The following is a 12,903-nucleotide window of genomic DNA, read 5'->3' as shown; positions in this document are numbered from 1 at the left end:
GAGTGTAATAGGAGTCATTTAATTAAAAGATGATGCCATGAAGGGTGCCTGACACCAAATTGGTGTCAGGCACCCTTCATTCGTCACCGTTTATTTAATCACTAGGTTTGGTTTTTTCTTTAGGCTGTGACGGCCTTCGACGAAGCGGACGGTGCCTGATTTGGCACGCATGACGATTGAGTGTGTTGAGCCGTATGAGCCTTTGAATTGAACACCGCGCAGTAATTCGCCGTCTGTGACCCCGGTTGCTGCAAAAATGGCGTCATCACCTTTTACCAGGTCTTCCATCCGGAGAACACGATTAACATCGAGTCCCATTTTGATGCAGCGCTCTAGTTCCGCATCACTTTGCGGCAGCAATTTCCCGATGATTTCGCCGCCAAGGCATTTTAACGCCACCGCTGAAAGAACGCCTTCAGGGGCACCGCCAGAACCAAAGAGAATATCGACGCCGGTATTGTCAAAGGCGGTATTAATCGCACCTGCGACGTCACCATCATTAATCAATTTGATCCGTGCGCCAGCCTCACGAAGCTGGGCAATAATATGTTCGTGACGTGGACGATTTAGGACCGTCGCCACAACATCCTCGATATCTTTATTTTTCGCTTTGGCAACAGCTTTTAAGTTATCAAGAACAGACGCATTGATATCAATATGGCCGACTGCTTCGGGGCCAACTGCGATTTTTTCCATATACATATCGGGAGCATGGAGAAGATTTCCATGGTCGGCAACCGCCAGAACCGCTAAGGCATTCCAGCCGCCTGATGCTAAAATATTGGTGCCTTCAAGAGGGTCAACCGCAACGTCAACGCGCGGACCATAGCCTGTCCCCAGTTTTTCGCCAATATAAAGCATCGGTGCTTCATCCATTTCTCCTTCACCGATTACTACAGTTCCCTTCATTGGCACGGTGTCAAACACGTCACGCATTGCCGAGGTAGCTGCACCGTCTGCCTCATCTTTTTTCCCACGGCCCATCCAGCGGGCTGAAGCAAGTGCGGCGGCTTCTGTGACACGGACAAGCTCCATCGTTAAACTTCTTTCCATCGTCTCCATCTCCCTTAAGTCTCTTTAGCTGTCTCTTCAACTTCAGTAGCTTATGGTCAACGCCAAAGCTTTATCTATATGATAAAAATCAATTATTTTTCATCTGTTCGACTTCTTCCTTCGTTAACGCTTCCCGCCAAACCGTGGCACCGAGTCCGTTCAGTTTTCCGACGAGGTCGCTGTAGCCGCGGTCAATGTGCTCGAGCCCGGTTACTTCGGTAATTCCTTCTGCCATCAGGCCGGCGATGAAGAGTGCGGCTCCTGCCCTGAGGTCACTCGCCTTCACTTTCGCCCCCTGTAATTGCACTGGACCATTGATGATGGCGGAACGACCTTCGACTTTAATGTTGGCGTTCATTCTTCGCAGTTCATCAATATGTTTAAAACGGGCACCGTAAATCGTGTCTGTTACGACACTTGAGCCGGTCGCTCTAGTCAAAAGGGTGGTAAATGGCTGCTGGAGGTCTGTCGGAAATCCTGGATAGACGAGCGTCTTGATATCGACGGCCTTCAACTTTGACGACCCATCAACAAACACTTGGTCATCGCCAGATTCAACACGGACACCCATTTCACGCAATTTAGCAATCAATGATTCTAAATGCTGCGGGATGACGTTGTCGATTAACACGCCTTCGCCAACAGCGGCACCTAAGATCATATATGTGCCAGCTTCAATCCGGTCTGGAATAATCGTGTGGCGGCAGCCATGAAGCGCTTCCACTCCATCGATCCGAATGACATCCGTTCCAGCCCCTTTAATCTTCGCACCCATACTCGTTAACAATGTCGCTACATCAATGATTTCCGGCTCTTTCGCCGCATTTTCAATGACCGTCCGCCCTTTAGCGCGAACCGCTGCCAGCATGATATTAATCGTTGCACCCACACTGACCACATCAAGGTAAATTCGGGCACCTCGAAGCTCGTCCGCCCGTAAATAAATAGCACCTTGTTCATTGGTAATTTGTGCCCCAAGCGCTTCGAAGCCTTTTATATGCTGATCAATCGGTCTTGGACCTAAATAGCATCCGCCAGGAAGGCCAATGACCGCCTTTTTAAAACGGCCTAGCATAGCACCCATTAAGTAATAAGAAGCACGGAGCTTTTTTACTTTCCCGTTTGGCAGGGGCATGGAAATCATGGTCGATGGGTCAACCGTCATCTCGTTATCAGAAAGCTGAACGTTACCGCCGATTTCTTCAAGGAGGTCCTTCAAGATTTCAACGTCTGAAATGTCCGGCAATCCCTCAATTGTCACTGGTGATTCCGCTAAAATGGTTGCAGGAATTAACGCAACGGCACTATTTTTCGCCCCGCTGATTCGAACCGTTCCCTTTAACGGATAGCCACCCGCAATTTTAAGTTTTTCCATATTCGACTCCCTTCTAAGCCCTGTAAGTCAATCGGTACAATCCGCTTATTACGAAATGAGGCTCTAGGTATATTTTTCCATCATCAAAAGTCAAAATCCGACAACTTGTCTATCCTTTAGTTTACACCAAATTTTTATTTTCATGTATGGCAATTAAAATTTTTTACACAAAATGGGAATATTTATGCTTATGTACGGGAATTCCAATCTTTTAAGAAGCCTTCAATCCCTTTATCTGTTAATGGATGATGGAATAATCCCATTAATACTTTGTATGGAATGGTTGCAATATGAGCGCCTCGTAACGCTGCTTCTGTGACGTGAATTGGATTACGAATGGATGCTGCAATGATTTCTGATTCAATGCCATGCACGTTGAAGATGTCTGAAATCGTTGAAATTAGGTCTAAACCGTTTTGACCGATATCATCTAATCTGCCCAGGAATGGAGAAACATAGGTCGCGCCAGCTCTTGCCGCAAGTAAGGCTTGGTTCGCACTAAAAATGAGGGTTACATTGGTTTTGATTCCATCTTTCGCAAAAGCATGAGTCGCTTTTAACCCATCTGGAGTCATCGGAACTTTTACGGTAATATTTGGAGCGATCGCTGCAAGCTCTCTACCTTCTCTAATCATGCCTTCTGCATCAAGAGCAATAACTTCTGCACTAACAGAACCAGGGACAAGCGCAGTAATTTCTCTTAAGCGGTCGTGAAAAGAAACACCTTTTTCTCTAGCAACTAATGATGGATTAGTAGTTACACCTGCTAGTAATCCAAGTTCATGGGCTTCGCGGATTTCATCTAAATTTGCTGTATCAATAAAAAATTTCATAATTAATCTCCTCCATTTTTTCGACTAAATATTCAAATTTCTTTTTACAGACTAAAACCGTCCTAAAAGTACGAGGACGGTTTCCATTTTATCATATTTCAGAACAAATATGAAATGTGGTTAGACATTTGCCATTGTTCGATTAAGCTTTACCTGAAGAACCAAATTCACGAATTTTGCCAATAACGGTTGTTTTGATCGCTTCGCGTGCTGGTCCTAAATATTTACGTGGATCGTATTCTTCCGTTAATGCAGCTAATGTTTCACGAACCGCTTTAGCAGAAGCAATTTGGTTTTCTGTATTCACGTTGATTTTCGCTGTTCCAAGGGAAACAGATCTTTGGATATCCTTTAATGGGATACCAGTTCCGCCGTGAAGGACTAATGGAAGGCCTGTAATGTTGCCGATTTCTTCCATTTCAGCAAAACCAAGGTTTGGTTCACCTTTGTAAGGACCATGAACAGAACCTAAAGCAGGTGCAAGACAGTCGATACCTGTGCGTTTTACTAACTCTTCACATTCTTTAGGATCTGCGTAGATAACGCCATCAGCAACAACGTCGTCTTCCTGGCCGCCAACAGTTCCTAATTCCGCTTCAACAGACACATTTTTTGAATGTGCATAATCAACTACTTTTGAAGTAATTTCAATATTTTCTTCAAATGGGTGGTGGGAAGCATCGATCATAACAGATGTGAAACCTGCATCAATCGCTTCTTTACACTTATCAAAGCTTGAACCGTGGTCAAGGTGAATTGCTACAGGAACGGTAATTTTCAAATCTTCCATTAAGCCTTCAACCATTTTTACAACTGTTTTGAAGCCGGACATATAACGAGCTGCCCCTTCAGAAACACCAAGAATTACAGGTGAATTCTCCGCTTGTGCTGCTTGAAGAATCGCTTGTGTAAATTCTAAGTTATTTAAGTTAAATTGCCCAACCGCATAGCCTTCAGCTTTGGCTTTAATGAGCATTTCTTTCATGGAAACTAATGGCATTTCTATTCCTCCTTAAATTAGGCAGATATCTTTTCAAGTTTGGTCTTCCATATTAAGGTTTTCCCTCAATTTTACGGATTATGTATTCTTGAAAAAGATAACCAACCAGTAAAAAGTTCATATGTATCATATCAAACCAGGGGTCGAAATGCCATTAAATAAACGCAGTTTTCTAAACTGTCATAATGAAAGCGCGCCCATTTTCACTGTAAGCACTTTCTTTATATTTTAAAGCCAAAAAACGAAATTTAATTCATTTTTTGGGGAATGTGTTTCCTGACAGCAGCTCGAATATCATCAATATCAAACGGCTTGGCAAAATGAGTAATGGCACCAAGATCCTTGGCTTCTTGAATCATATCCAGTTCACCATAAGCTGTCATAATAATGACGCGGATATCTGGGTCAATTACCTTCATTCTTTTTAGAATTTCAATTCCATCCATTCCAGGGATTTTCATATCCAATAGGACAAGGTCGGGGTCATGTTTGGTCACAATTTCAAGGGCCTGAATGCCATTGGCTGCCTGATATGTTTGATACCCCTCTTTTTGAAACACTTCATTTAGTAAAATTCTAATGCCAAACTGATCATCAACGATTAAAATTTTCTCTTTCATAACTCCACCTCTTCCTTGTTTACTCGATGCTTTTTTATTATCCCACTACCTATCACTTGTTATATTTCTCTATTAGGAAAATAATCTCCTGCAAATTTTCTCGGATTTTGTTAATATTTTTGCAATATCGAAAAAACGCTTATAATAAAAGGGTGAAAAGGAGGGTTTTTATGTTAAAAATGTTTACTACCCAATTAACCGGCTTGTTTAAGCGGCTTGAGGAAAAAGAAGAATATTCGTTTGAAGACGGAGCACGCTTGCTTGCCCAGGCACCAGTTGGTGATGGGTCTATATATATTTTTACTACGAAGGAAATGAAAGCGGTCGAGTTCGAGGCTTTAGATGGGGCAGAACCGTTTAAGAGTGCCAAGATTTTTGACAGCGTTGAGGAATTAACGGATTCCGATCGTGTGTTGATGTTCACGCGTTATTCCAATGATGGCGCGGCGCTTGAAGTGGCCGAACAGCTTCGCGAAAAAGGAATTCCATTTGTCGCGGTGGCAACGGCTGTTCCGGATGGTGAACACTTGCAGGAATTAGCGGATCTCCTGATTGATTTGCGGCTGACCAAAGCGTTGCTCCCGGATGATGAAGGAAACCGGTATGGATATCCCTCTTCGATGGCAGCATTGTTCGTTTATTATGGCTTGAAATTTACTATTGAAGAGATTTTGGCAGAATATGAGGAGTAAAAGCGGGTTTGGGACCCGTTTTTTTTATTGCCCTCGATTATTTCCCGGGGGGTAAACTTGGGTTTGTTTGACTTTTAAGGATTTTTGTGCCACTCGGGGACCCTTTTGTGGATTTTTCGCAGGGTTATGTACAAATATTAAATACTTATGTTCATTTTTCGAGTGGTTTAGTACAATTATACAATTTATGGAAAATACGAGTGCCTGACACCAATAAAAAAATCAGGACCAGATACTGGTCCTGATCGAAAAACTTATTTTTGCAAAGATGCTTTAATAAAGTCACGGAACAATGGCTGTGGACGATTTGGTCTTGAGACAAACTCCGGATGGAACTGTGATGCCACGAACCACGGATGGTCCTTCAACTCAACAATTTCCACTAAGCGGCCGTCTGGGCTCGTACCTGAGAAAACAAAGCCTGCTGCTTCCATGTCTTTACGGAAGTGATTGTTAAATTCATAGCGATGACGATGACGCTCATAAACCACTTCATCCTCATATGCTTCGAACGCCTTCGTACCCTCAACAATACGAGCTGGATATAGACCTAGACGCAATGTTCCGCCTAAATCCTCAACATCCTTCTGCTCAGGGAGTAAATCAATGATTGGATACGCTGTTTCCGGTACAAACTCAGCGGAATGCGCCCCTTCCAATCCAAGCACATTACGGGCAAACTCAATCGTTGCCAGCTGCATTCCTAAACAAATACCAAGGAACGGCTTCTTCTGCTCACGAGCATAACGAGTCGCTTCAATTTTCCCTTCAATCCCGCGGTCACCAAAGCCGCCTGGAACAAGAACTCCATCCACATCATCCAAAAGTTCCGCTACATTTTCACGGGTCACATCTTCTGAATTAATCCATTTGATTTCCACATCGGCATCAAACGCATAGCCTGCATGTTTCATTGCCTCAACCACAGAAATATAGGCATCTTGAAGTTCCACATATTTTCCGACAAGACCAATGCGTGTCTTGCTGGAAAGATGGGTTACGCGGTCTACGAGTGCTTTCCACTCGGTCATATCCGCTTCTTTTGCCGATAATTTCAAATGGTCACACACGATTTGATCCATGTTTTGCTCTTGAAGGGCAAGTGGAATCGAATAAAGTGTATCTGCGTCCATACATTCAATAACCGCTTTTGAGTCAATGTCACAGAACAAGGCAATTTTATCCTTCATGTCCTGTGAAACCGGCATTTCCGTACGTACAACAATAATATTTGGCTGAATACCAAGACTGCGCAGTTCTTTGACGCTGTGCTGAGTCGGCTTTGTTTTCATTTCGCCCGCTGCCTTGATGTACGGAATTAACGTACAGTGAATGTACATCACATTTTCGGAGCCGATATCGCTCTTGATTTGGCGAATCGCTTCAAGGAATGGGAGGGATTCAATGTCCCCTACCGTTCCGCCGATTTCCGTGATTACGACATCAGCATTTGTTTCTTTCCCGGCACGGAAGCAGCGTTCCTTAATTTCATTAGTGATATGTGGAATAACCTGAACCGTTGCCCCCAAATAATCACCGCGGCGCTCTTTACGTAAAACCGTTGAATAAATTTTTCCGGTTGTTACGTTTGAATACTTGTTTAAGTTGATGTCGATAAAACGCTCATAGTGGCCTAAGTCCAAATCCGTTTCAGCGCCATCTCCTGTTACGAACACTTCACCGTGCTGGTAAGGACTCATCGTTCCCGGGTCGACGTTAATGTATGGGTCGAACTTTTGAATGGTCACGCTTATGCCCCGATTTTTCAATAAACGGCCTAATGAAGCTGCCGTAATTCCTTTTCCTAGTGATGAAACTACACCACCAGTTACAAAAATATATTTTGTCATCAATATTTCCCCCTCTTATACAGTTTGTACATTATTCAGTTTGTTTAAGGGTTTTTGTAAAAAAATATTTTCCTTACGCCCGAAAAAAATGAAAAAACTCCGTGAAACATGAGTTTTTTGAACAATAAAAAACGCTCGCCTACTTGTGGTAGGGAGCGTATTATAAGTAACTAATGTATCGTCCTCTTTTTAAGGAGCCCAAAAAAGATAATACAAGGGCATGGAAAAAAAGTCAAGTGGATTAATCTTTTTCGACTTCTTCCTCATCATCAAATTCTTCTTCTTCATCCTCAAGTTCATCGTCAAGTTCGTCTTCTTCATCCAATTCAATGTCGAGATCATCTTCAATGGCATCGTCATCATCGTCAAGATCAAGATCCTCATCTTCATCAATATCAAGATCGTCTTCATCATCAAGAAGATCATCTTCATCGTCAAAGTCATCAAAGTCATCTTCAATCTCATCAACTTCATCGAAATCTTCGAGATCGTCTTCATCGACAACCTTCTTCGCCTTCTTCTTCTTCGGTTTCACGACTGCAACCACTTCTTCTTCAGCTGTATCGACTGGATACCAGACACGAAGTCCCCAGCGGTTACTTCCTAATGAAAGGAAACGGCCATCCACGTTGATGTCGGTGTAAAATTGAGCAAGTCGGGAACGAACTTCATCATCAGAAATCCCTGATGCTTGTTTAATTTCTTCTACTAGTTCATTAAAGGCAATCGGCTGTTTACTATTTTTCAAGTATTCATAAGCCATTTCCATAAGGGAAAATTCTTGTAATTCCTCTTTTGAGTATTGTGCTAAACTCAATATCGGCACTTCCTTTCTCTATTTAACACTCTTAAATGAGTGAATAACGGACTATCAATAAATTGATATGAACTGTCTAATCTAGCTTCTGCCCAAAATAAGCATATTCTTCATTATAAACAAATTCTTCCGGTTTATGCTAGTGCTAGTGAGTTGTTTCACCTGAATTTTTACGGACGAGGTTTTTTCCCATCATTTTTCTTTGCTTGCTTCTGCTTTTTCATCTCTTTCAGCGATATCACTAGAAAGAAGATTGCTAGCAAAAAGAACGAGACTGCGCCCAACTGACGTTGATAGAGATAATTTAGCGGCCAGGCAAACACAACTAAAATGATAAAAATATAACTAAACCTCATTTGCTCCACCTGCCCAAATCCTCCGAAGTATGTACGCTAAATCATTATATAAGATAACCGCAAATAATAATATCTCATAAATGAAGTTTTTTTACAAAAATTGGTGTCAGGCACCATGTGAATACTTCACATGGTGCCTGACACCCTATAAGATACAACTTTGAAAATGTCCAGCTCCAGTGCCCTAGCGGCTAGTGTCCTTCGCTCTCCGCCCTACGATAAGTCAACATCGAATCGCCTCCGGCTCTTCGTGTTTCCTTTATCTCGGTTGGAGCGCTCCAGGCCATACGCCGCTGAACAGGGCACTTGCGCATTTCTTACATATTTCGTCGATATTGCCCGCCTACTTCGTAGAGGGCTCGGGTGATTTGGCCGAGGCTGGCGACTTGGACGGTTTCCATCAACTCGGCAAAGATGTTGCCATTTTTGACGGCAGCTTCTTTCAAACGTTGCAATGCTTCTCCCGCCACCGCTGCATGGCTTTCCTGGAAGGCACGCAGATTTTGAATCTGCAATTCTTTCTCTTCGTAGGATGCCCGCGCTAATTCCATATTATTGACGTCTTCTTCTGACGGAGGATTTGGATTCAAATACGTATTCACACCAATAATCGGTAATTCACCAGTGTGCTTTTTCATTTCATAATACATCGATTCATCCTGAATTTTGCCACGCTGGTACTGGGTTTCCATCGACCCAAGCACACCGCCGCGGTCATTCAAGCGTTCAAACTCTTGCAAGACCGCTTCCTCAACTAGATCCGTTAACTCCTCCACAATAAATGATCCTTGGAGTGGATTTTCATTTTTGGATAAGCCATGCTCTTTCGTAATAATCATCTGAATCGCCATCGCGCGGCGCACCGACTCCTCAGTTGGCGTCGTAATCGCCTCATCATAAGCATTCGTATGAAGGGAATTACAGTTATCCTGCAAGGCCATTAACGCCTGCAGTGTCGTCCGGATATCATTAAAGTCAATTTCCTGCGCATGCAGCGAGCGACCCGACGTCTGAACATGGTATTTCAATTTTTGGCTCCGTTCGTTGGCACCATATTTATCACGCATCACCGTCGACCAAATGCGGCGGGCCACACGGCCAATCACGGTATACTCCGGATCCAATCCATTCGAGAAGAAGAAGGACAAGTTCGGCGCAAAGTCATCAATCTTCATGCCGCGGCTCAAATAATACTCAACATAGGTAAAACCATTCGACAAGGTAAAGGCTAACTGCGAAATCGGATTGGCACCTGCTTCGGCAATATGATAGCCCGAAATGGAGACCGAATAGTAGTTGCGCACTTGATGATCAATGAAATATTGCTGAATATCGCCCATCATCCGCAGCGCAAACTCCGTTGAAAAAATACATGTATTTTGACCTTGGTCTTCTTTTAAAATATCAGCCTGCACCGTACCGCGCACCGTACGCAGTGTATAGGCACGAACCTCCGCGAATTCCTCCACCGTTAACACCCTGCCAAGCTCTGCTTCCTTCCGCTGCACCTGCTGATCAACCGCTGTATTCATAAACATCGCTAGAATAATCGGAGCTGGACCGTTAATCGTCATGGATACCGATGTTGACGGATGACATAAATCAAAGCCGTTATACAACTTTTTCATATCATCTAATGTACAAACACTGACGCCGCTTTCGCCGACCTTCCCGAAAATATCCGGGCGGTGATCCGGGTCTTCACCATACAGCGTCACCGAGTCAAACGCCGTACTTAAACGCTTCGCATCATCATCCTTCGATAAATAGTGGAAGCGGCGGTTCGTGCGTTCCGGCGTCCCTTCCCCTGCAAACTGGCGTTTCGGATCCTCGCCTTCGCGTTTGAACGGAAATACCCCAGCCGTATACGGGAACGCACCTGGAACGTTTTCCTGGTAAACCCAGCGCAGGATTTCCCCGTAATCCTTATACTTCGGCAGTACCACTTTCGGAATATCGATCCCTGATAAGCTTTTCGATTTTAACACCGTGATAATCTCTTTATCACGGATTCTCGTCACAAACTTGTCGCCGGAATATGCTTCCCGTGTTTTTGCCCAGCCCTCAAGAATTTTCCGGGATTCAGGTGTCAGCTTCGCTTCCGTCTCTTGCTTGACCGCTTCTAACGCTGCAATCACTGCCGCATCGCTGACCGCTTCCATCGCCCCTTCTAACTGGAATAACTTCCGGGCAATCCCAGCCTGTTCTTCCGCTTTCCGGTGATAACCGCGCACCGTTTCGGAAATTTCCCGTAAATAATAACGGCGGTCGGTTGGGATAATCACATTCTGTTTTTCAACCAGGGCATCTTTAGTAAAAGAAGTGACCCAGCCTGTGCCCATTTTGTCGTTCATTTTTTCAATCAACGCCGCAAACAATCCATTTGTACCTGGGTCATTAAACTGGCTCGCAATCGTTCCATATACCGGCATATCATCAATGTCTTTTTCAAAAAGCATATGGCTGCGCTGGTACTGCTTTTGCACCTGGCGCTTCGCATCCTCCGAGCCCTTGCGCTCAAACTTATTAATGACAATCAGGTCAGCAAAATCAATCATATCAATCTTCTCGAGCTGTGACGGCGCCCCAAACTCACTCGTCATCACATACAAAGAAACATCGCAAATCTCCGTGATTCCCGCATCTCCCTGGCCAATTCCGCTCGTCTCAACGATGACGAGATCAAAGCCAGCAGCCTTCGTAACGGCAACCGCATCCTTAATCGCCAGAGAAAGTTCACTTTTTGAACTCCTTGTGGCCAGCGAGCGCATATACACATTTGGTGAAAAAATTGCATTCATGCGGATTCGGTCCCCGAGCAAGGCACCGCCCGTCTTTTGCTTTGTCGGGTCAACCGACAGAATCGCTACCTTTTTATCCGGCAGTTCATTAATAAAGCGGCGAATCAATTCATCGGTCAATGAACTTTTTCCAGCACCGCCCGTCCCCGTGATCCCAACGACCGGAATCTCTTTCTCGAGTGACTTCACTTGATCGAGCACTCGCTCAGCCGTTGCCGCCGCTTCATTCGTCCCATCCACATGGAGCTCCGCAATCGTGATCAGCTTTGCCACCGCATTGACATCTCCGCTTGGCAGCTTCTCGATTTGATTGGCTACATCTTGCGGGACCGTCGCAAAATCGCACTCCTCGATCATCCGGTCAATCATGCCCTGCAGCCCCATCCTGCGGCCATCCTCAGGGGAGAAAATCCACGAAATCCCGTACTCGTGGAGCTCATCGATTTCGCGCGGGATAATCACACCGCCCCCGCCGCCAAAAATACGAATATTCGGCGCACCCTTTTCTTTCAACAAATCGTACATATATTTGAAATACTCGACATGCCCGCCTTGATACGAAGAAATCGCAATTCCCTGCACATCCTCCTGAATCGCCGCGTTCACAACCTCCTCAACCGAGCGATTATGGCCGAGATGGATGACCTCCGCCCCGCTCGCCTGCAGAATCCGCCTCATAATATTGATAGAAGCATCATGCCCGTCAAACAAACTCGAAGCTGTGACAAAGCGAATATGATGCTTCGGCTGATAATTCCCCATCGTTCTCCCCCTTTTTTTATAGAAATGAACCTAATGCATTGTTCGTATTCAGACCCTTTTGTAAAAATGAACTCCATTCACGGCTCGCCACCTGTTCAGCATTACGTCCTAGCTTGTGTTGACGAATGAATCCCATGAAATAATTGCTCCGTTTGCAGTTCAATATATTCATCTAGTGTATATAATTTTTGCAGCGCCCAGCGCCGGAACGCCCACATTTGTCCCTCAACAATAATGTTATGGGAAATCAGTTCAATCTGTTTTTCCGATAACTGCAGTTCGCCGTTTTCGACACAGCGGACAATCAGGCTCTCAAACATTGCCGCCATTTCAATTTCTTTTTTCAGCACATAGGGAAGGGCATCCTTTGTCAGCGATTTGGCTTCTTGATACATGACCAGCACTTCATCCTGCATCTCATCCATAACCCGGAAATAATGCCCAACCCCTAGCTTCAGACTTGAAAGGGTGCCTTTTTTCTGCTCAAGGTCCTGCTCGAGGCGCTCGCTCACATGTTCATAAATGCTGTCACAGACGAGATACAGGACATCTTCCTTTGAGCGGATGTATTCGTAAAGGGTCCCAATACTGAATCCTGCAGCTTTGGCGATTTCCCTCGTCGTCGTCCGGTGAAAGCCCTTTTCCTTAAAAAGGCTGACGGCCCCTTTAATCATTTGGTCCCGCCGTTTCTGAACAAGACGTTCATCCTTTACAGAAGCCAGTACTTCCCGTTTTTTCATCATG

General features: G+C 44.5%; 11 protein-coding genes. 1 reads left to right on the top strand and 10 read right to left on the bottom strand.

Translation table 11 applies throughout. The annotated features are described in order from the left end of the window. Positions 1-90 precede the first annotated feature (90 nt). From glpX to BR30_RS0129565, 5 genes are all read right to left on the bottom strand, one after another. Complete coding sequence (gene glpX / locus BR30_RS0129585) at positions 91-1,053, bottom strand: class II fructose-bisphosphatase (RefSeq protein ID WP_026568197.1); 963 nt, start codon at positions 1,051-1,053, stop codon at positions 91-93. 88 nt (positions 1,054-1,141) lie between these two features. After that, entirely contained in the window at positions 1,142-2,428 is a 1,287-nt protein-coding gene (locus BR30_RS0129580; RefSeq protein ID WP_026568196.1) for a UDP-N-acetylglucosamine 1-carboxyvinyltransferase, read from the bottom strand. Positions 2,429-2,616: 188 nt separating this feature from the next. Continuing rightward, positions 2,617-3,261, bottom strand: coding sequence for a fructose-6-phosphate aldolase (fsa, locus tag BR30_RS0129575; protein WP_026568195.1), 645 nt, complete (start codon positions 3,259-3,261; stop codon positions 2,617-2,619). Between the two features lie 142 nt (positions 3,262-3,403). Continuing rightward, positions 3,404-4,261, bottom strand: coding sequence for a class II fructose-bisphosphate aldolase (locus BR30_RS0129570; protein ID WP_026568194.1), 858 nt, complete (start codon positions 4,259-4,261; stop codon positions 3,404-3,406). A 248-nt stretch (positions 4,262-4,509) separates the two neighbouring features. Beyond that, complete coding sequence (locus BR30_RS0129565; protein ID WP_026568193.1) at positions 4,510-4,881, bottom strand: response regulator; 372 nt, start codon at positions 4,879-4,881, stop codon at positions 4,510-4,512. A 170-nt stretch (positions 4,882-5,051) separates the two neighbouring features. Here BR30_RS0129565 and BR30_RS0129560 point away from each other — a divergent pair, with 170 nt between their 5' ends. Then, positions 5,052-5,573 carry a DUF2529 domain-containing protein gene (locus BR30_RS0129560; RefSeq protein WP_026568192.1) on the top strand — a complete coding sequence of 174 codons (522 nt, stop codon included), beginning with the start codon at positions 5,052-5,054 and terminating at the stop codon, positions 5,571-5,573. A 254-nt stretch (positions 5,574-5,827) separates the two neighbouring features. Here BR30_RS0129560 and BR30_RS0129555 read toward each other — a convergent pair whose 3' ends face one another. From BR30_RS0129555 to BR30_RS0129535, 5 genes are all read right to left on the bottom strand, one after another. Further along, positions 5,828-7,423 (bottom strand): CTP synthase, encoded by a 1,596-nt coding sequence (locus BR30_RS0129555; RefSeq protein ID WP_026568191.1) that lies wholly within the window; start codon positions 7,421-7,423, stop codon positions 5,828-5,830. A 241-nt stretch (positions 7,424-7,664) separates the two neighbouring features. Further along, on the bottom strand, positions 7,665-8,240 hold the full coding sequence (rpoE, locus tag BR30_RS0129550; protein WP_026568190.1) for a DNA-directed RNA polymerase subunit delta: 576 nt from the start codon (positions 8,238-8,240) through the stop codon (positions 7,665-7,667). A gap of 170 nt (positions 8,241-8,410) precedes the next feature. Beyond that, positions 8,411-8,596 (bottom strand): hypothetical protein, encoded by a 186-nt coding sequence (locus BR30_RS34845; RefSeq protein WP_035446362.1) that lies wholly within the window; start codon positions 8,594-8,596, stop codon positions 8,411-8,413. Positions 8,597-8,913: 317 nt separating this feature from the next. After that, positions 8,914-12,159 carry a fused isobutyryl-CoA mutase/GTPase IcmF gene (gene icmF, locus BR30_RS0129540; RefSeq protein ID WP_026568189.1) on the bottom strand — a complete coding sequence of 1,082 codons (3,246 nt, stop codon included), beginning with the start codon at positions 12,157-12,159 and terminating at the stop codon, positions 8,914-8,916. A gap of 101 nt (positions 12,160-12,260) precedes the next feature. Then, positions 12,261-12,899: a TetR/AcrR family transcriptional regulator gene (locus tag BR30_RS0129535; RefSeq protein ID WP_026568188.1), complete on the bottom strand. Its 639-nt coding sequence runs from the start codon at positions 12,897-12,899 to the stop codon at positions 12,261-12,263. Positions 12,900-12,903 lie beyond the last annotated feature (4 nt).

Source organism: Bacillus sp. UNC41MFS5, assembly GCF_000686805.1.
This window is presented reverse-complemented; position numbering and strand designations above follow the sequence as displayed.